Below are 20475 nucleotides of genomic sequence, written 5' to 3' on the forward strand. Positions count from 1 at the left end.
ATCCTTAACGTTTGGCTTGCCAGATACGGGTCTGGTAGTCGCGAATCGAGCGGTCAGAGCTGAACATGCCGCAACGTGCGGTATTCAGGATAGCAGCTCGCGTCCAGGCTTCCTGGTCGCGGTACAGTAAATCCGCCTGTTTTTGCGCCGCCACGTAGGAGGCGAAATCGGCCATCAGCAGATACGGGTCGCCGCCCGCTTTGCCGATACTTTGCAGCATCGGGTCGAAAGCGTGCTTATCGCCCTCAGCGTAGACGCCCTTCTCCAGCTCCTTCAGCACCGCATCCAGCAGTTTGTCTTTCTTACGCCATTTCACCGGGTCGTAACCTTTGGCTTTCAGCACTTTCACTTCGTCTACCGTCAGGCCAAAGATGAAGATATTTTCCACGCCCACTTTCTCGGCGATTTCAACGTTCGCGCCGTCCAGCGTGCCGACGGTGAGCGCGCCGTTGAGCGCTAGTTTCATATTACCGGTGCCGGAAGCTTCTTTACCGGCAGTAGAGATTTGCTCGGAAATATCCGCCGCCGGGATCATTTTTTCCGCCGCCGACACACAGTAGTCCGGCAGGAACACCACTTTCAGTTTGTCGCCCACCAGCGGATCGTTGTTGATCGCCTCGGCCACTTTGTTGATCGCGTAGATGATGTTTTTAGCAAGGTAATACCCCGGCGCGGCTTTCGCGCCGAACAGGAACACGCGCGGCACGCGGTCAGCTTTCGGGTTTTCGCGGATCTCTTTGTACATCGCCAGAATCTGCAACAGGTTCAGGTGCTGGCGCTTGTACTCGTGCAGGCGTTTAATCTGGATGTCGAACAACGCTTCCGGGTTGATTTCAATGCCGGTACGCGCTTTCACAAAAGCAGCCAGCTTGACCTTGTTGCGCTGTTTGATGGCGCGGTATTCCTTACGGAAATCGGCGTCATCGGCATATTTTTCCAGCTCCGCCAGCGCGTCTAAATCGTTCACCCACTCTTTGTTCAGCGTCTTGTCAATCAGCGCCGCCAGTTCCGGGTTGCACTGTTTGATCCAGCGGCGCGGCGTGATGCCATTGGTCACATTGTGGAATTTGGTCGGCCACAGCTGGTGATATTCCGGGAACAGATCTTTCACCACCAGATCCGAGTGCAGCGCCGCCACGCCGTTAACAGCGAAGCCGCTGACCACGCACAGGTTCGCCATGCGCACCTGTTTGTCATACACCACCGCCAGTTTGGCCCATACCGCCTCATCGCCCGGCCAGGTCTTGTCCACCAGCACTTTGAAGCGCGCGTTGATCTCTTTGATGATTTGCATATGGCGCGGCAGCAGAGTGCGGATCAGCCGCTCGTCCCAGCACTCCAGCGCTTCAGGCATCAGGGTGTGGTTGGTATACGCGAAGGTTTTGCTGGTGATGGCCCAGGCCTCATCCCAGCTCATCTGGTGCTCGTCAATCAGTACGCGCAGCAGTTCAGGAATAGCGATAGTCGGATGGGTATCGTTGAGCTGAATCACTTCATAATCAGCCAGTTCGTTAAGCGAACGGCCCAGATAGTGATGGCGGCGCAGGATATCGGCAATCGAGCAGGCACACTGGAAATACTGCTGCATCAGACGTAGCTTTTTACCGGCCTGATGGTTGTCGTTCGGATAGAGCACTTTAGTGAGCTTATCCGCGTCAATGCCCTGCTGCTCGGCGCGCAGGAAGTCACCGTCGTTGAATTTAGTCAGGTTGAACGGATGCGCGTGGGTGGCCTGCCACAAGCGCAGCGGCTGCGCCACGCCGTTCTGATAGCCAAGCACGGGCAAATCCCAGGCCTGGCCGGTAATGGTAAAGCCCGGTTCCCAGATCTGCTGGTCGCCGTTTTTCACCATCTTGCCGCCAATGCCCACCTGCACATCCAGCGCTTCGTTGTGGCTGAACCACGGGTAGCTTTCCCGATGCCAGTTATCCGGCGCTTCCATCTGCTTGCCGTCTTCGAACGACTGGCGGAACAGGCCGTACTGATAGTTCAGGCCATAGCCCGTCGCTGCCTGGCCGACGGTCGCCATAGAGTCCAGGAAACAGGCCGCCAGACGCCCCAGACCGCCGTTACCCAGCGCCGGGTCGGTTTCCGCTTCCAGCAGATCGGTCAGGTTGACGTTGTGGCTCGCCAGCGCGTCGCTCACTGCCTGATACCAGCCCAGATTGAGCAAGTTGTTGCCGGTCAGGCGGCCAATCAGGAATTCCATCGAGATGTAGTTAACATGGCGCTGGTTGGCTTCAGGCTGAACCATCGGCTGGGCGCGCAGCATTTCCGCCAGCGCGGCGCTGACGGCGTGCCACCACTGGCGAGACGTCATCTCGCTGGCGGCGGATAAACCAAAACGTCGCCACTGACGCGTCAGGGCGGCCTCAAATTGGGTGTGGTCAAACGTCGTCTGTGACATAGAAACAAGGGTCCTGTAAAAAAGTAATGGCATTAGCGCTAGTGTGCCAGGCGACCACGGCGAATTCCTCATCCTGCGGGGGATTAGGCAGGGAGGAGTAGCGGGGAGTAGGCAAAACTGTGATCCCAGACACTCAATATGCTCTCAAATTACTTTTCAGCCAGCGGGTGTAAACCCGAACGAAGCGAACAATCTGTAAACACCTTTGTCCGGCTCTTCCATAACGTAAAGTGTGATTTTTTACAGGGGTGATAAATCCCAAAAAATGGCCTGTCAGTCTCACTTGCCTCTCCAGGCCCCATCTCACCTCACCCGAATGGCGTAGCGATCATTCATAATAGTTATCGAAATGTGACTTAGTGCAACTTTACCTGCTATTAAAATCGACATAACTTGCAATACTTCATAGGGTGTCCGACCCTACATGCCAGTATTAATTACGAGGCGCAAAATAAATCATTCGGCCTGGATTACACAGTGAAGTGATCTTCTATGTTGATACCGTCTAAATTAAGTCGCCCGGTTCGTCTGGAAAATACCGTCTTACGTGAACGGCTTCTGGCGAAACTCAGCAGCGCGCATCACTATCGACTGGCGCTTGTCACCAGTCCGGCGGGCTATGGTAAAACCACACTGGTCTCCCAGTGGGCTGCCGGTAAATCCGATCTCGGATGGTTTTCTCTGGATGAAGGGGACAACCAGCAGGAGCGCTTCGCGATTTATTTGATTGCCGCCATCCAGCAGGCCACCGGCGGGCACTGCGCCACCAGTGAAGTAATGGCGCAAAAACGCCAGTACGCCAGCCTCAACTCCCTGTTTGCCCAGTTGTTTATCGAACTGGCCGACTGGGAGCGCCCGCTGTATCTGGTCATCGACGATTATCATCTCATCACCAATCCGGTGATCCATGACGCGATGCGCTTCTTTCTGCGCCATCAGCCCGAAAATGTCAGCCTGGTGGTGTTATCCCGTAATCTGCCGCAGCTCGGTATCGCCAACCTGCGGGTGCGCGACCAACTGCTGGAAATCGGCAGCCAACAGCTGGCCTTTACCCATCAGGAAGCGAAACAATTTTTTGATTGCCGCCTGAATGCGCCTATCGAACCGGCTGAAAGCAGCAAAATGTGCGACGACGTCGCCGGATGGGCGACCGCATTACAGCTTATCGCCCTCTCGGCCCGCCAGAACAACACCTCGGCGCACCAGTCCGCGCGCCGTCTGGCAGGTATTAACGCCAGCCATCTTTCCGATTATCTGGTGGATGAAGTGCTGGATAATATTGATGTCGATGTGCGGAAGTTCCTGCTAAAAAGCGCCCTGCTACGTTCCATGAATGACGCGCTGATCGTGCGCGTTACCGGCGATGAAAACGGCCAGATGCGGCTGGAAGAGATTGAGCGCCAGGGGTTGTTCCTGCAACGTATGGACGATAGCGGCGAGTGGTTTAGCTATCATCCGCTGTTTGGTAACTTTTTGCGCCAGCGCTGCCAGTGGGAACTGGCGACGCAACTGCCGGAAATTCATCGCGCTGCCGCCGAAGGCTGGATGGCGCAGGGCTTCCCCGGCGAAGCCATCCACCACGCGCTGGCGGCAGGCGATGCCGCGATGCTGCGCGATATTCTGCTGAATCACGCCTGGGGCTTATTTAATCACAGCGAACTGACGCTGCTGGAAGAGTCCCTGAAAGCGCTGCCCTGGGAGAGCCTGCTGGCGAACCCGAAACTGGTGCTATTGCAGGCATGGCTGATGCAAAGCCAGCATCGCTACGGCGAAGTGAACACCCTCCTCGCCCGCGCCGAACAGGAAATGAACGGCGAAATGGACGAGACATTGCAGGGCGAATTTAATGCGCTGCGCGCCCAGGTGGCGATTAACGACGGCGATCCGCAAGAGGCGGAGCGGCTGTCGATTATCGCACTCGACACGCTGCCGCTGGCCAGCTTTTACAGCCGCATCGTCGCCACCTCGGTGCACGGCGAAGTACTGCACTGCAAAGGCGAGCTCAGCCAGTCGCTGGTGGTGATGCAGCAGACCGAAATGATGGCCCGTCGCCATGACGTATGGCATTACGCCCTGTGGAGCCTGATCCAGCAAAGCGAAATTCTGTTCGCCCAGGGTTTTTTACAGGCCGCCTGGGAAACTCAGGATAAAGCCTTCGCCCTGATCCGCGAACAGCATCTGGAACAACTGCCGCTGCATGAATTTTTGCTGCGCATCCGGGCGCAGCTACTGTGGGCCTGGGCGCGTCTGGATGAGGCCGAAGCCTGCGCCCGTCAGGGTATCGAGGTGCTGGCGAATTACCAACCGCAGCAGCAGTTGCAGTGCCTGGCGCTGCTGGTGCAAAGCTCGCTGGCGCGCGGCGCGCTGGATAATGCCCGTAACCACCTAAACCGTCTGGAAAACCTGCTGGGCAGCGGCCCGTATCACAGCGACTGGGTGTCGAACGCCGATAAAGTGCGGGTGATCTACTGGCAAATGACCGGCGATAAAACCGCTGCCGCCAACTGGCTGCGCCAGACGCCGAAGCCCGGCTCTGCGGATAACCATTTCCTGCAAAGCCAGTGGCGCAACATCGCTCGCGCGCAGATTCTGCTGGGGGATTTCGATCCGGCAGAGATGGTGCTGGAAGAGCTGAATGAAAACGCGCGTAGCCTGCGCCTGATGAGCGATATCAACCGCAACCTGCTGCTGTTGAACCAGCTTTACTGGCAGTCAGGCCGCAGAAGCGACGCCCAGCGCGTACTGCTGGAAGCGCTCACGCTGTCCAACCGCACCGGTTTCGTCAGCCATTTCGTGATTGAAGGCGAAGCCATGGCGCAACAGCTGCGCCAGCTGATCCAACTCAACACGTTGCCGGAGCTGGAGCAGCATCGCGCGCAGTTGATTTTGCGTGAAATTAACCAGCATCACCGGCACAAGTTCGCCCATTTTGACGAGAATTTTGTCACCCGGTTATTAACCCATCCTGAAGTGCCGGAACTGATCCGCACCAGCCCGCTCACCCAGCGCGAATGGCAGGTGCTGGGGCTGATTTATTCCGGTTACAGCAACGATCAAATCGCCGGCGAGCTGGATGTGGCCGCGACCACCATCAAAACCCATATTCGCAATCTGTATCAGAAACTGGGCGTGGCGCATCGCCAGGCAGCGGTGCAGCATGCCCAACAACTGCTTAAAATGATGGGATACGGGGTGTAAAAGCACCCGGCAATGCCGGGTGCTTGCTGTTAGCAGAGTTCCAGCTGGATGTTATGCTCGCGGATCACCTGTAATACGCCCGCAGGCGGCGCGATATCGGTGTAAACCGCATCCACCAGACTGATGCTGCCCAGATTGACCATGGCGTTACGGCCAAACTTCGAATGATCCACCACCAGCATCACGTGGCGCGAGTTTTCAATAATCGCCCGCTTGGTGCGTACTTCATGGTAGTCAAACTCTAACAGCGAGCCGTCGCTGTCGATGCCGCTGATCCCGAGAATGCCGAAATCCAGCCGAAACTGGGAGATAAAATCCAGGGTCGCCTCGCCGATAATCCCACCGTCGCGGCTGCGCAGTTCGCCGCCCGCCAGAATGATACGAAAATCATCCTTTACCATCAGTGTATTGGCGACGTTGAGGTTATTGGTCACGATGCGCAGATTTTCGTGGTTCAGCAGCGCGTGGGCCACCGCTTCCGGCGTGGTGCCGATATCGATAAACAGCGTGGCGCCATTAGGGATTTGGCTGGCGACCCGCTGGGCGATGCGCGCCTTTTCCATGGTCTGGGTGGCCTTACGGTCATGCCAGGAGGTGTTGACCGAACTGGACGGCAGCGCCGCGCCGCCATGATGGCGCAAAATCATATTTTGATCGGCCAGATCGTTTAAATCGCGGCGAATGGTCTGCGGGCTAACGGAAAATTGCTCCACCAGCTCTTCAGTGCTGACATATCCTTGTTTTTTAACAAGTTCAATAATGGCGTCATGACGCTGTGTTTGCTTCACTCTTTTCTCCTGCACTGCACTGAATTATGTTCGTTTTCGCAAATGAAGGCAGTCAACGAACGCCATCGCCAGCCCTACCAGTAATCCGGTCAGGTGCGCGGCATTGGCAATTGAGAACCCAAACAGATCGAACCAACCGGCAACCAGCCACAGCAGCGCAAAAACCATTAACCCGCGCGGCATGACGATACCGCTTTCGGGATCGCGCTCGCCGCGCAGCCAGACATAGCCCATCAGCGCGTATACCACGCCGGACAAGCCGCCAAACCAGGCGCCGCTGAATTTATGCTGCACGTAGCCGCTCAACAGCGCGGATACCAGCGTCAGTACAATCAGCTTGCCGCTGCCAAGGCGTTTTTCCACCGGCCCGCCGAGATACCACCACCATAACAAATTAAAGGTGATATGCATGATCGAGAAGTGAAGCAGCGCGTGGGTAAAGTAGCGCCAGAATTCAAAATCGAGACTTGAGTCATAAGGCCAGGCCAGCCAAATCATCACCGCCTGGTCACCAACCATCAGCATCAGGACATAAACCGCGATACAGACGCTGGCAAGCCCAATGGTGAACGGACCGGCGCGTTCGCGCAGCGTCGCCATAAACGGATAGCGGCGATAATGCAGGCCGCTGTTGGTATGGCCGGTGCGCCAGCTGGCGGCCAGATAGCGCGGATCGTTCGGGTCTTCGAGAAATTTAGCCAGTTCGGCCTGCACCCGGTCGGCCTGTTGATCGTCAGCCAGCCAGACATCGGTCTGGCTGTGCTGCTGAATGGTCAGAACAACGCCCTGCGTGGCCATGTAATCCACAAAGGCCTGGGCCATTCGCGGATTGGCAAAAGTCGTAATCAGTACCATCAATAAACGCCGTTTTCCACACAAAGAAAGGGAGTATATACGCTAATCAATCCAGCTTATAAGCCACTTCGGCGGGAAAGTGCCGGTGCCAGGCATCAAAGCCGCCGTCCACGCTATACACATTTTCATAGCCCTGCTGCAACAGATACTGCGCCGCGCCTTTGCTGCTGTTGCCGTGATAGCACATCACCATTACCGGGGTGTCGAAATCCGTGTGCTGCATAAAGTTGTTCAGCGTGTCGTTGGTTAAATGAAACGCGCCGGGCGCGTGACCAATCGCATAACTTTGCGGATCGCGAATATCCACCAGTACGGCGGTGCCGCGTTGCATTTTCTGGTGCGCTTCTTCAACACCAATACATTCAAAGTGATCCATGGTCGCTCTCATTCTCTACGGTTATTCACATTATCCGGCCATTGGCCGGTTGCTTCAGGTTTACCGTTTAAGTGTACGTGTTGAGCAGGGCGGCGCGCCATATTGTTATGTGTATCACGCGAAATTGTTTTTTTCTTGTTACCAAACGACCGCAACATTTGCTATTATGAGCGATAACGAACATTTTTGAGCTTTAACGAAAGTGCAAGAGGCAAGCATGGAAACCAAAGATCTGATTGTGATAGGCGGAGGCATTAACGGCGCAGGCATTGCGGTGGATGCAGCCGGGCGCGGTTTATCGGTGCTGATGCTGGAAGCGCAGGATTTGGCCTGTGCCACCTCATCGGCAAGTTCAAAATTGATCCACGGCGGCCTGCGCTACCTGGAACATTATGAATTCCGCCTGGTCAGCGAGGCGCTGGCGGAGCGCGAAGTGCTACTGAAAATGGCGCCGCATATCGCGTTCCCGATGCGTTTCCGTCTGCCGCACCGCCCGCATTTACGTCCGGCCTGGATGATCCGCGCCGGTCTGTTTATGTATGACAACCTGGGCAAACGCACCAGCCTGCCGCGCTCGCACGGTTTGCGCTTTGGCGCGGATTCGGTCCTGAAGCCGGAGATCGTGCGCGGTTTCGAATATTCTGACTGCTGGGTGGACGATGCGCGTTTAGTGCTCGCGAACGCACAAATGGTGGTGAAGAAAGGCGGCGAAGTGATGACCCGCACTAAAGCCACCTCCGCCCGCCGTGAAAACGGCCTGTGGGTGGTGGAAGCGGAAGATATCGACACCGGTAAAACCTACACCTGGCGCGCCCGCGGCCTGGTTAACGCTACCGGCCCGTGGGTGAAAAACTTCTTTGATGACGGGCTGAAACTGCCGTCGCCGTACGGTATCCGTTTGATCAAAGGCAGCCACATCGTGGTGCCGCGCGTTCATCAGCAGAAGCAGGCCTATATCCTGCAAAACGAAGATAAGCGCATTGTGTTTGTGATCCCGTGGATGGACGAGTTTTCGATCATCGGCACCACCGACGTGGAGTACAAAGGCGATCCGAAACAGGTGGCGATTGATGAAAGCGAAATCAACTACCTGCTGAAGGTTTACAACCTGCACTTTAAAAAGCAGCTTAGCCGCGATGATGTGGTGTGGACTTACTCTGGCGTCCGCCCGCTGTGTGATGACGAATCCGATTCGCCGCAGGCCATCACCCGTGATTACACGCTGGATATTCATGATGAAAACGGCCAGGCGCCGCTGCTGTCGGTGTTCGGCGGCAAACTGACTACCTACCGCAAGCTGGCGGAACATGCGCTGGAAAAACTGGCAAACTACTACCCGTCGATGGGGCCGGCGTGGACCAAAAACTGTGTTCTGCCCGGTGGTGAACTGAATGGCGATCGCGATGACTATGCCGCGAAGCTGCGTCGTCGTTATCCATTTATCAGCGAATCGCTGGCGCGCCACTATGCGCGGACCTACGGCTCCAACAGCGAGCTGATTTTAGGCAACAGCAGTCGTCTCGACGAGTTGGGCGAGGATTTTGGCCACGAGTTTTACGAAGCGGAACTGCGTTACCTGGTGGATCATGAGTGGGTGCGCCGTCTGGATGATGCGCTGTGGCGTCGTACCAAGCTCGGTATGTGGCTAACTGCCGAACAGGAGTCGCGCGTGGCGGCCTGGCTCACTGCATACACCAAACAAGAGCTTTCGCTCGCGTCTTAAACGAAGCGGGTCGCTCCGTTTCCTGGTTTATTATGACGCCCCTGTCACAGGGGCGTTAATTATTGATTGTTATTTTCCCTTGATGCCTGAATATCTCCTCAAACCATAAGAAATAAACAGGATGTTTATATGGGATTGAGTCTACCGGGAAGCCGTCTTATCTACCTGTCTCGCGATAATCTTCCTCCAGAATCGTTTGAACGGATTATCCCGCCTTTTGCGGCATGGAAACACGCCGAACAGGACTACCAGTTTAATGACCGCTGGGATCACCAGCGCTATATCATCAATATCGAGCCAAAATCCACTTATCCACTCGCCGCAGCACTTCCCGAATTTGGAGAACGCTCCAGGGAAAAATTAAAGGCCCTGATAGAGCATGGTGATGTGGTATGTCTGGACGATATCTCCAACCTGCCCGCCAGTTTGTTTTACATTGACGACAACGGAGCGTTAATTTGCCGCGATGAAAATGCTTTTAAATTCGGCGGAGCAAAAAGAATTATTGAAGCGTTTAACATTGCAGTAAGCAAACGCGACTATCGACGTACCGGGGGAAAACCCGCGCCAACCTGTTCAAGACAACTCAGGGGAAGAAGCAGCCAGCCAGAGACCTACGATAGCGTGGGGAAAACCCTTAATAGTAAAAGCGTTGGTCGATTACTTGCCGCTGGCGGTATTTATAACGGCAATAGCGAGGGGTTTCGTAAAACGGCGGAACAACTGGGCGGTGAGGCTCCTGCAGGCTACGAGCAGGTCATGGATAACAAGGGACTGATAATTGCCGGGGCTTCAATAGCTGCGGGGTTCGGTATGAGTAGTTTAGCAACCGCCCGTAAGCTCTCCGAACTTAAAAACCTTCATGCTTTAGGCTCGGTTGAAGGTGAATACACGATATTAAATCCAGGCCCATTACCTAAAGAATTAGCTGATACCTTTTCTAGCGGCGCATATAAAGTGATTTCGCTATCAACAGACACCGTATTTTACAGAGGTGGAGTAAAGGGGAAACCACTTGGCCAGTTTTTTGGATATGAACAACCTCAAGGTATCCTCCAGACTAGAGCAGACAAAGCCTTATTGCCCACATGGCCTAATGGCAATGCATCACCCCTTGATAGCTATCACGAGATTCAAATTCCGGCAGGAACAAAAGTTTATGTTGGCGAAGTAGGATACCAAACAGACCTTTACTCTGGTGGAACAGAGCAAGTTGTAATACCGACACCGTGGAAAATACCAGGCGTTAAGATCCTTGGCCAGGGAGGATTAAAATGAAGAATGAAATTAAAATAACAGTAATCAATATTATCAGTACGTTGTCATCAAATGATGAGATTGCATGGGCAAACGCTTTCGAAGCAGCAGGTACAGCGCTTGATAGTCATTACCATGACTCCCTTCTTTCTTTGAAACGGTTTTATGGTGGTATAGGATCGTTTAACGATGTGGTTCTACATAACAATGGAATCCCATTAATTGCTGAAAATAACAAACTTGATGCTTTAAGGCACACACTTTACGAACAACTTGAGAAAGCAATGTGTGAGGAAAATCTATAGTAAACATAGTGTTGGTCGGTTACTTACTGCTTTCAGTTTCTATAACAGCAATCTTGAGGTAAAACGGCGGAGAATCTCCGCCGTTTTTTATTACTGTTTACAACCGCACCGGTTTAATATTCCAGATATTTTCGGCGTATTCCTGAATCGTCCGGTCGGACGAGAAATACCCCATATTGGCAATATTCTGCATCGCGCAGGTAGACCAAGCTTCGGGCTGGCGGTACAGCTCGTCAACTTTATCCTGGGTATCCACATAGCTGCGGTAATCCGCCAGCACCTGATAGTGATCGCCAAAGTTAATCAACGAATCCAGCAGATCGCGATAGCGTCCGACCTCATCCGGGCTAAAGACCCCGGTGCCGATCTGGGTTAACGCCAGATGCAGCTCTTCATCCTGCTCATAATACTCGCGTGGCTTATACCCTTTGCGGCGCAGTTCCTCGACCTGCTCCGCCGTGTTGCCGAAGATAAAGATATTCTCCGACCCTACGTGCTCGAGCATTTCCACATTTGCGCCATCCAGCGTGCCGATAGTCAGCGCGCCGTTGAGCGCAAACTTCATGTTACTGGTGCCGGACGCTTCAGTACCCGCCAGAGAGATCTGCTCGGAGAGATCCGCAGCCGGGATGATCACCTGCGCCAGGCTGACGCTGTAGTTCGGGATAAACATCACTTTCAGATGATCACGCACATCGGGATCGTTGTTGATCACCTCGGCCACATCATTGATCAGGTGAATAATGTGCTTCGCCATGTAGTACGCCGAGGCGGCTTTACCGGCGAAAATATTTACGCGCGGCACCCAGTCGGCACTCGGATCGGCCTTGATGCGGTTATAGCGGGTGATCACGTGCAGGACATTCATCAACTGACGTTTGTACTCGTGAATACGCTTAATCTGCACATCGAACAGCGCTTTTGGATTGACCACCACATCCAGCTGCTGGGCAATGACGTTCGCCAGCCGCTTTTTGTTTTCGAGCTTGGCCTGACGCACCGCCTGATTCACCAGCGGATAGTCGATATGCTGCTTCAGCTCGCTCAGTTGGCTCAAATCAGTGCGCCAGTTGCGGCCAATATTGTCGTCCAGCACCTCCGACAGCGCCGGGTTCGCCAGCGCCAGCCAGCGGCGCGGCGTCACGCCGTTGGTCACGTTGCAGAAACGCATCGGGAAAATGCGCGCAAAATCCGCGAACAATGATTGCACCATCAGGTTTGAATGCAGTTCCGACACGCCGTTGACCTTGTGGCTCACCACCACCGCCAGCCAGGCCATACGCACTTTACGACCGTTGGATTCGTCGATAATCGAGGTGCGGCTCAGCAATGCGGTGTCGTTCGGGTACTGCTCCTGAACGGTTTTCAGGAAGTAATCGTTGATCTCGAAAATAATTTGCAGATGGCGCGGTAGGATTTTGCCCAGCATATCTACCGGCCAGCTTTCCAGCGCCTCGCTCATCAACGTGTGGTTGGTGTACGAGAACACCTGGCAGGTGACTTCGAAGGCTTCATCCCAACCAAACTTATGTTCGTCGATCAGTAAACGCATCAGTTCCGGAATCGACAGCACCGGATGAGTGTCATTCAGGTGGATAGCAATTTTATCCGCCAGATTGGCATAGGTTTTATGCATCTGGTAATGGCGGTTCAGGATATCCTGGATAGTTGCCGACACCAGGAAGTACTCCTGGCGCAACCGCAGCTCGCGCCCGGAATAGGTGGAGTCATCGGGATAAAGTACCCGGGAGACGTTTTCGGAGTGGTTTTTATCTTCCACCGCCGCAAAGTAATCCCCTTGGTTGAATTTACCAAGATTGATTTCGCTACTCGCCTGGGCATTCCACAGGCGCAGCGTGTTGGTGGCGTCGGTATCGTAGCCGGGGATAATCTGGTCGTACGCCACCGCCAGGATCTCTTCGGTTTCGATCCAGCGGGTTTTCTTACCTTCCTGCTGGATACGCCCGCCGAAGCGCACTTTGTAGCGGGTGTTGTGGCGTTTAAACTCCCACGGGTTGCCATATTCCAGCCAGTAATCCGGGGACTCTTTTTGACGGCCATCAACGATATTTTGCCGGAACATACCGTAGTCGTAGCGAATACCATAGCCGCGGCCTGGCAGACCTAAGGTCGCCAGCGAGTCCAGGAAACAGGCGGCGAGACGCCCGAGGCCGCCGTTACCGAGGCCAGGGTCGTTCTCTTCATCGATAAGCTCTTCAAGATCGAGCCCCATCTCTTCGAGCGCGTCCTTCACATCGTCGTAAATGCCCAACGAAAGTAATGCGTTCGAGAGAGTTCGGCCAATCAGAAATTCCATCGACAGGTAGTAAACCTGGCGCATTTCCTGAGAAAGCTGCGCGCGATTGGAGCGCAGCCAGCGCTCCACCAGACGATCCCGCACGGCAAACAGCGTCGCGTTCAGCCATTCGTGTTTATTGGCGATGGCTGGATCTTTACCAATGGTAAACATCAGCTTATAAGCAATGGAATGCTTTAGCGCCTCAACGCTGACTGTGGGGGATGAATAGGAAAAGGGTGCATTCATACATGTGATTCCAGGATAGTTACATCAAGCGTTGATAAAGTTCGCGGTAAGACTTCGCCGCAACATGCCAGCTAAAATCCATGCCCATCGCCTGACGCTGAACAAACCGCCAAAGTGATGGACGCGACCACAACACGAAAGCACGCCGAATCGCACGTAGCAGCGACCAGGCATTACTATCTTCAAACACGAAGCCACTGGCCATTCCATCGGCTAAATTCTCCAGCGAGCTGTCTGACACGGTATCCGCTAAGCCACCGGTGCGGCGCACCAGCGGCAGCGTGCCATATTTCAAACCGTAGAGCTGCGTTAAACCGCACGGCTCAAAACGGCTGGGCACCAGGATCACATCCGCGCCGCCCATGATGCGGTGGGAAAACGCTTCGTGATACCCAATCTGTACCCCAACCTGGCCCGGATGTTCGGCAGCGGCGGCAAGGAAACCCTCCTGCAACACCGCATCACCCGCGCCAAGCAATGCCAACTGCCCGCCCTGCTCCAGCAGGCCCGGCAGCGCTTCCAGCACCAGGTCGAGACCTTTCTGGCTGGTAAGTCGGCTCACCACCGCAAACAGCGGGACTTTGTCATTCACCTTCAGTCCCATGGCAATTTGCAGCTGGCGTTTGTTTTCTGCTTTCTCTTCTAACGTATCGCGGTTATATCGGGCAGACAAGAGCAGGTCCGTTGATGGGTCCCAAATGTTCTCATCCACACCGTTGAGGATGCCGGACAGGCGGCCTTCGCGATGACGCTGTTGCAGCAGCCCCTCCATACCGTAAGCGAACTGCGGCTCGGTAATTTCACGGGCATAAGTCGGGCTGACCGCCGTGATATGGTCGGCGTAGTAAAGCCCGGCTTTTAAGAAGGAAATTTGGCCGTTGAACTCCAGACCATTAATGTCGAAGAACCACCACGGCAGGCCAATCTCGCTCATATGATGTGCGTAGAACATGCCCTGATACGCCAGGTTATGGACCGTAAACACCGATTTCGCCGGGTGGCCGCGCGCGGCAAGGTACGCAGGCGCAAGGCCGGCATGCCAGTCGTGCGCGTGTACCACATCCGGCTTCCAGAAGGGGTCGAATCCGCATGCCATTTCACACCCCGCCCAGCCTAACAGCGCGAAGCGAATCACGTTATCGGGATAGGCATACTGATTGGTGTCGTGATAAGGACTCCCCGGGCGGTCATACAGATCCGGTGCGTCAATCATATAGATACCGACGCCGTTGAAATGCCCGAACAGCAGCGTAACCGGCCCGGCAAAGGTGTCGCGGTGCGCGACCTGCTGGGCATCGGTGACACCACGTCGAATATCAGGGAATGCGGGCAACAGCACGCGGGTGTCCACGCCATCGGCAATCTGCGCGGCGGGCAACGCCCCAATCACATCCGCCAGACCACCTGTTTTCAGTAGCGGAAACATTTCAGAACAAACGTGTAAAACCTGCATTATGGCTCCCGTTCAATTACCCGGCGCGAAAAAGCGCGCCAAACGCGAAATTTAACCGCACGGCCTGCGCCGCGCGGTTATTCCCTGCGCAATTACCCTTCCAGTTTCCTGAGCATCTCGCGCGTAACTAAAACAATCCCTTCTTCGGAGCGATAGAACCGGCGAGCATCTTCTTCCGCATTTTCGCCAATGACCATACCTTCAGGGATCACGCAGGCGCGGTCAATAATGCAGCGACGCAGACGGCACGAACGGCCAATCCAGACGTCTGGCAACAATACTGAAGAATCAATATTACAGAATGAATTTACCCGAACCCTGGGGAACAGCACCGACTGCACCACCACAGAACCGGAAATAATGCATCCGCCGGACACCAGCGAGTTCAGGGTCATCCCGTGACTGCCGGATCGGTCCTGTACAAATTTAGCAGGTGGTAGCGGTTCCATGTGGGTACGAATTGGCCAATCGCGATCGTACATGTCCAGCTCCGGGGTGACCGAGGCCAGATCGAGGTTGGCTTTCCAGTAAGCTTCCAGCGTCCCTACATCGCGCCAGTAGGGCTCTGCGTCGGGATCGGACTGCACGCAGGAGAGCGGGAACGGGTGGGCGTACGCTTCCCCCGCCGCCGTCAGTTTAGGGATAATATCTTTGCCGAAATCGTGGCTGGAGTTCGGATCGTTATCATCCTCTTCCAGTAATTCATACAGATATTCAGCATCGAAAATGTAAATCCCCATGCTGGCCAGCGATTTGGTCGGGTCGTTCGGCATGGTCGGCGGATCGGCCGGCTTTTCAACGAAATCGATGATTTTGTCGTGCTCGTCCACATCCATCACGCCAAACGCCGTCGCTTCGGCCTTAGGAACCGGCATACACGCTACCGTACAGCGCGCGCCTTTTTCCACATGGTCAATCAGCATCCGCGAGTAGTCTTGTTTGTAGATATGGTCCCCCGCCAGGATCACGATATATTCAGCGCCATAACGCCGGATAATATCGAGATTCTGGGTGACGGCGTCTGCGGTACCACGGTACCAGTTTTCGCCGTGCACGCGCTGCTGCGCGGGAAGCAGATCGACAAACTCGTTCATCTCTTCGCTGAAGAACGACCAGCCGCGCTGGATATGCTGAACCAGAGTATGTGACTGGTACTGGGTGATTACCCCAATCCGGCGGATGCCCGAGTTGATGCAATTGGATAACGCAAAGTCGATGATGCGGAACTTACCGCCAAAGTGAACGGCGGGTTTGGCTCGGGTAGTGGTTAAATCTTTCAGGCGCGTGCCACGTCCACCCGCCAGAATCAAAGCGACAGATTTTATGGGCAGTTGTCGCGCTAACATCAGAGGATCGTTCTTTTCAAACCTAACCATGACTGACTCCTTTTATTATGACTTTTGGAATACGCACACTCCGTGCGCGGGCCCATGCCATACAGCCATTACTACCGGATTGTCCTCTCCGGCAAATGGGGGGATAGCACGCCACTCCCCTTTGGGTAAGACGATCTCTGACACCACATCGGTTGCATTGATCGCAATAAGCCAACGTTCGGAAAGCTGGATCTGCAAATAGCGCGGACCCCCTTGCCACTCGTCAGCACGGAGGGGTTGTCCCTCTCGATTCAACCAGCGGACGTTGTTATCACCTTCATCCCACCAGCGATTTTCGGTCAGCGCCGGAATCGTCTTGCGCAGGTGAATAAGCGCCGCTGTAAAGTTCGTTAAACCGTCATTGCTATGGGCCCAATCAAGCCAGGTCAGTTCGTTGTCCTGGCAGTAGGCATTATTGTTGCCGTGCTGGCTATGGCCGTGTTCATCACCGGCCAGCAGCATCGGGGTGCCCTGAGAAAGCAATAACGTGGTAAGCAGCGCATGAATACTGTCGCGCCGCCGCTCTTTAATATGTTGCCCTGCCTCCAGCCCTTCAAAACCGTAGTTATTACTGAAGTTATGAGTGGTGCCGTCGCGATTATCTTCGCCGTTGGCTTCGTTATGCTTACTGTTGAAACTTACGCAGTCGCGCAGCGTAAAACCGTCATGGGCGGTGATTAAATTAACGCTGGCGGACGGCAGGCGGCCTTCGTCGCGAAAGATGTCACTGGAGCCCGCGAACCGGCAGGCAAAGCCGCCTAACGACAAATCCTGATGCAGCCAGAAACGCCGCATACCGTCGCGAAAATGATCGTTCCATTCCGCGAATAGCGGCGGATAGTTCCCCACCTGGTAGCCGCCTGCGCCGATATCCCACGGCTCAGCAATCAACTTCACTTTCGACAGCACCGGGTCCTGGCGGATAGCCTCAAACAGCGGCGCATCCTGCCGGAATGCCGGAGTACGCCCCATCACCGACGCCAGGTCAAAACGGAAGCCGTCGACGTGGCACTCTTCCACCCAGAACTTCAGGCAACCAATGGCGAAATCCACCACGCCGGGATGGCTTAAATTCACGGTATTGCCGCAGCCGGTCCAGTTGTGATCGTCGCCGTTATCCTGTAACCAATAATAGCTACGGTTATCGATTCCACGCATGGAATAGGTTGGCCCCTCCTCATCGATCTCCGCCGTATGGTTGAGAACGATATCCAGGATGACCTCGATCCCCGCGCGATGCAGCGCTTTCACCGCATCGCGGAATTCATCGAGCGCCGCGCTAACATCCTGATTTATCGCATATCGTGGCGACACGCACCATAATGCGAACGGGTTGTATCCCCAGTAATTGGTTAACCCGAGTCGTTGAAGACGCGGCTCGTTAGCGAAGTTGGCGACAGGTAGCAGTTCCAGCGCAGTGATCCCCAGGCGCCTGAAATAGTCGGTCATCACCGGATGACCCAATGCGGAATAGGTGCCGCGCATGGCGGTGGGGATTTTCGGATGCAGCTGGGTCAGGCCGCGCACATGGCCTTCATAAATCACCGTCTCGCCCCAGGGCGTATACAGCAATTGATCTTCTTCCCAGTCGTAGTCGTCCTGAATCACTATGCCTTTCGGGGCGATGGGCGCGCTGTCGCGGTGGTCCGGCTCCTGATAGCCGCCGTGCAGCAACGGTGAATCTTCGACATCGCCGTCAACGGCGCGCGCGCAAGGGTCGAGCAGTAATTTAGCGGGATTGAAGCGATGCCCCTGGCGCGGAGCCCAGGGGCCGTGAACCCGATAACCGTAGCGCTGCCCGGGGCGGATATTGGCCAGATAACCGTGCCAGATATCGCCGGTACGCGCCGGTAAATCATAGCGCTGTTCATTGCCCTGCTCATCAAACAGGCACAGCTCGACTTTTTCCGCGTTGGCGGAAAACAGCGTGAAATTCACGCCCTTTCCATCGAAGTGCGCGCCGAGCGGCGCTGGAGCTCCTTTAGCCAGCAGGCTCATTCCCCCTCCCGGACTAGCCAGATGGTCGCCAATGGGGGAATGGTGATGCACAGTGAGTTATCGCGGCCATGGCTGGGAATAGCATCGGTCTGCACCACGCCGCCGTTGCCGGTATTACTCCCGTGATAGTGCATCGAATCGGTGTTCAGCTCTTCACGCCAACGGCCTGGCTGATTGACGCCAAAGCGGTATTCATGGCGCGGCACCGGCGTAAAGTTCGCGGCAACGATGATTTCGTTGCCCACGCGGTCACGGCGCACAAACACAAATACCGAGTTAGCTTTATCTTCCACCACCAGCCATTCAAAGCCATTGGGGTCGAAATCCAGCTCATGCAGCGCTTTATGGTGGCGGTAGGTATGGTTGAGGTCGCGTACCAGCCGCTGAACGCCGTGGTGCCAGTTGTCGCCGCCTTCCAGCAGATGCCAGTCGAGGCTGGAGTCGTGGTTCCACTCGCGCCCCTGGGCAAATTCGTTGCCCATAAACAGCAGCTTTTTACCCGGGAACGCCCACATCCAGCCGTAATAGGCGCGCAGGTTGGCGAATTTCTGCCAGGCATCGCCAGGCATGCGGTCGAGAATCGATTTTTTGCCGTGCACCACTTCATCGTGCGACAGCGGCAGCACAAAGTTTTCGGTGTAGTTGTACAGCATCCCGAAGGTCATTTTGTCGTGATGATACTGACGGTGCACCGGGTCGAGCTTCATGTAGTCGAGGGTGTCGTGCATCCAGCCAAGGTTCCATTTGAACCAGAAGCCAAGGCCGCCCGCTGAAGGGGGGCGCGACACACCCGGGAAATCAGTGGATTCTTCCGCCATGGTCACCGCGCCATGCACCTGCTCGCCCAGCACACGGTTGGTTTTCCTGAGGAATTCAATGGCTTCGAGGTTTTCACGCCCGCCGTATTCATTAGGGATCCACTGCCCTTCGGCGCGGCTGTAATCGCGATAAATCATCGACGCCACCGCATCCACGCGCAGGGCGTCGATGCCAAAACGCTCAGTCCAGTACAGGGCGTTGCCTACCAGAAAGTTGCTGACTTCACGGCGACCATAGTTATAGATCAGCGTATTCCAGTCCTGGTGATAGCCTTCACGCGGGTCGCTGTGCTCATACAGTTCGGTGCCGTCAAAATTCGCCAGACCAAATTCATCGCTCGGGAAGTGCCCCGGCACCCAGTCGAGGATCACATTCAGCCCGGCGGCATGGGCGGCATTGATAAAGTATTTAAAGTCGTCGCGCGTGCCGAAGCGGCGAGTTGGCGCATACAGACCCAGCGGCTGATAGCCCCAACTGCCATCAAAGGGATGTTCGTTAATCGGCAGCAGTTCGATATGGGTAAACCCCATACCTTTCACATAGGGCACCAGTTGTTCGGCAAGTTCACGGTAGCTCAACCAGAAGTTGTTATCGGTATGGCGACGCCAGGAACCTAAATGCACCTCATAAATGGAGATCGGCGCATCCATCTGGTTGGCTTTTTGCCGCGCCGGGCTGATGGTGGTTTTTTCCGGCAGATCGCAAATCATCGACGCCGTTTCCGGACGCATCTGCGCCTCAAACGCGTAAGGGTCAGCTTTAATACGCAGATTGCCGTTGGCATCAATCATTTCAAATTTATAGAGCTGACCGTTATGCGCGCCGGGGACAAACAGTTCCCAGATGCCGCTCTCTTTGCGAAAACGCATCGGGTGACGCCGTCCGTCCCAGTAGTTGAACTGGCCGACCACGGAAACGCGCCGCGCATTGGGCGCCCAGAGCGTAAAACGGGTGCCGGTGACGCCATCCATGGTTTGCGCGTGCGCGCCAAGGGTTTCATAAGGGCGCAGGTGCGTCCCTTCCGACAGCAGCCACGCGTCCATTTCCTGCAACAACGGGCCGAAGCGATACGGATCGTCAATCAGGTTTTGCTGGCCGTGCCAGATAACCGCCAGCTGGTAACGGAAAAAGTTTTTACGGCGCGCCAACACGCCGCTGAAGAACCCACGAGAATCAAGGCATTCCAGCTTGCCGACCTTACGACCGGTTTTCGGTTCGATGACCCACACTTCGGTGGCGTCCGGCAATAGCGCGCGAACTTCCAGCCCAGCCTCGGTTTTGTGCATGCCCAGTACGGAAAAAGGATCCGCAAAATGGCCCGCAATAAGCGCATTAATCACGTCTCTATCGATGCGATCAGACATGGTTTCGTCAT

General features: G+C 55.2%; 13 protein-coding genes. 4 read left to right on the top strand and 9 right to left on the bottom strand.

Annotation, left to right across the window (positions count from 1 at the left end):
* Positions 1-4: 4 nt before the first annotated feature.
* Positions 5-2407, bottom strand: coding sequence for a maltodextrin phosphorylase (gene malP, locus FHW74_RS10815; protein ID WP_183170436.1), 2403 nt, complete (start codon positions 2405-2407; stop codon positions 5-7).
* A 492-nt stretch (positions 2408-2899) separates the two neighbouring features.
* Here malP and malT point away from each other — a divergent pair, with 492 nt between their 5' ends.
* Positions 2900-5605, top strand: coding sequence for an HTH-type transcriptional regulator MalT (gene malT / locus FHW74_RS10820; RefSeq protein WP_183170437.1), 2706 nt, complete (start codon positions 2900-2902; stop codon positions 5603-5605).
* Between the two features lie 29 nt (positions 5606-5634).
* Here the strand turns inward: malT and FHW74_RS10825 are convergent, their stop codons facing one another.
* Genes FHW74_RS10825 through glpE form a run of 3 tightly spaced genes read right to left on the bottom strand, consistent with a single transcriptional unit; the run spans position 5635 to position 7624 of the window.
* Positions 5635-6393, bottom strand: coding sequence for a DeoR/GlpR family transcriptional regulator (locus FHW74_RS10825; protein ID WP_183170438.1), 759 nt, complete (start codon positions 6391-6393; stop codon positions 5635-5637).
* 24 nt (positions 6394-6417) lie between these two features.
* Positions 6418-7248: a rhomboid family intramembrane serine protease GlpG gene (gene glpG, locus FHW74_RS10830; protein WP_183170439.1), complete on the bottom strand. Its 831-nt coding sequence runs from the start codon at positions 7246-7248 to the stop codon at positions 6418-6420.
* Positions 7249-7294: 46 nt separating this feature from the next.
* Complete coding sequence (glpE, locus tag FHW74_RS10835; protein WP_183170440.1) at positions 7295-7624, bottom strand: thiosulfate sulfurtransferase GlpE; 330 nt, start codon at positions 7622-7624, stop codon at positions 7295-7297.
* Between the two features lie 217 nt (positions 7625-7841).
* Between glpE and glpD the strand changes: the two genes are divergently transcribed.
* The 3 genes from glpD (at position 7842) to FHW74_RS10850 (ending at position 10909) form a co-directional block, all read left to right on the top strand.
* Positions 7842-9347 (top strand): glycerol-3-phosphate dehydrogenase, encoded by a 1506-nt coding sequence (gene glpD / locus FHW74_RS10840; RefSeq protein WP_183170441.1) that lies wholly within the window; start codon positions 7842-7844, stop codon positions 9345-9347.
* Between the two features lie 129 nt (positions 9348-9476).
* On the top strand, positions 9477-10625 hold the full coding sequence (locus FHW74_RS22860; protein ID WP_255459901.1) for a hypothetical protein: 1149 nt from the start codon (positions 9477-9479) through the stop codon (positions 10623-10625).
* Positions 10622-10909, top strand: coding sequence for a hypothetical protein (locus FHW74_RS10850; RefSeq protein ID WP_183170442.1), 288 nt, complete (start codon positions 10622-10624; stop codon positions 10907-10909). Before FHW74_RS22860 ends, FHW74_RS10850 begins: the two co-directional genes overlap by 4 nt.
* Before the next feature lie 97 nt (positions 10910-11006).
* Here FHW74_RS10850 and glgP read toward each other — a convergent pair whose 3' ends face one another.
* The 5 genes from glgP to glgB all read right to left on the bottom strand — a co-directional run bounded on the left by glgP (position 11007) and on the right by glgB (position 20464).
* A complete protein-coding gene (glgP, locus tag FHW74_RS10855; protein WP_183170443.1) occupies positions 11007-13454 on the bottom strand; it encodes a glycogen phosphorylase in 2448 nt (815 codons plus the stop codon).
* A 19-nt stretch (positions 13455-13473) separates the two neighbouring features.
* Positions 13474-14907, bottom strand: coding sequence for a glycogen synthase GlgA (gene glgA, locus FHW74_RS10860; RefSeq protein ID WP_125292589.1), 1434 nt, complete (start codon positions 14905-14907; stop codon positions 13474-13476).
* A gap of 92 nt (positions 14908-14999) precedes the next feature.
* Positions 15000-16283, bottom strand: coding sequence for a glucose-1-phosphate adenylyltransferase (glgC, locus tag FHW74_RS10865; protein WP_183170444.1), 1284 nt, complete (start codon positions 16281-16283; stop codon positions 15000-15002).
* A 15-nt stretch (positions 16284-16298) separates the two neighbouring features.
* Entirely contained in the window at positions 16299-18281 is a 1983-nt protein-coding gene (gene glgX, locus FHW74_RS10870) for a glycogen debranching protein GlgX (protein WP_183170445.1), read from the bottom strand.
* Positions 18278-20464 (bottom strand): 1,4-alpha-glucan branching enzyme, encoded by a 2187-nt coding sequence (gene glgB / locus FHW74_RS10875; protein ID WP_183170446.1) that lies wholly within the window; start codon positions 20462-20464, stop codon positions 18278-18280. Before glgB ends, glgX begins: the two co-directional genes overlap by 4 nt.
* Positions 20465-20475 lie beyond the last annotated feature (11 nt).

Source organism: Atlantibacter sp. RC6, assembly GCF_014193285.1.
Taxonomy (GTDB): domain Bacteria; phylum Pseudomonadota; class Gammaproteobacteria; order Enterobacterales; family Enterobacteriaceae; genus Atlantibacter.

Excerpts from the sequence above, each read along its gene's own strand:
- glgB (WP_183170446.1), bottom strand. The coding sequence starts at position 20,464 with ATGTCTGATCGCATCGATAGAGACGTGATTAATGCGCTTATTGCGGGC.
- glpD (WP_183170441.1), top strand. The coding sequence starts at position 7,842 with ATGGAAACCAAAGATCTGATTGTGATAGGCGGAGGCATTAACGGCGCA.
- malT (WP_183170437.1), top strand. The coding sequence starts at position 2,900 with ATGTTGATACCGTCTAAATTAAGTCGCCCGGTTCGTCTGGAAAATACC.
- glgC (WP_183170444.1), bottom strand. The coding sequence starts at position 16,283 with ATGGTTAGGTTTGAAAAGAACGATCCTCTGATGTTAGCGCGACAACTG.
- glgP (WP_183170443.1), bottom strand. The coding sequence starts at position 13,454 with ATGAATGCACCCTTTTCCTATTCATCCCCCACAGTCAGCGTTGAGGCG.
- glpG (WP_183170439.1), bottom strand. The coding sequence starts at position 7,248 with ATGGTACTGATTACGACTTTTGCCAATCCGCGAATGGCCCAGGCCTTT.
- glpE (WP_183170440.1), bottom strand. The coding sequence starts at position 7,624 with ATGGATCACTTTGAATGTATTGGTGTTGAAGAAGCGCACCAGAAAATG.
- glgX (WP_183170445.1), bottom strand. The coding sequence starts at position 18,281 with ATGAGCCTGCTGGCTAAAGGAGCTCCAGCGCCGCTCGGCGCGCACTTC.
- malP (WP_183170436.1), bottom strand. The coding sequence starts at position 2,407 with ATGTCACAGACGACGTTTGACCACACCCAATTTGAGGCCGCCCTGACG.
- FHW74_RS22860 (WP_255459901.1), top strand. The coding sequence starts at position 9,477 with ATGGGATTGAGTCTACCGGGAAGCCGTCTTATCTACCTGTCTCGCGAT.
- FHW74_RS10850 (WP_183170442.1), top strand. The coding sequence starts at position 10,622 with ATGAAGAATGAAATTAAAATAACAGTAATCAATATTATCAGTACGTTG.
- glgA (WP_125292589.1), bottom strand. The coding sequence starts at position 14,907 with ATGCAGGTTTTACACGTTTGTTCTGAAATGTTTCCGCTACTGAAAACA.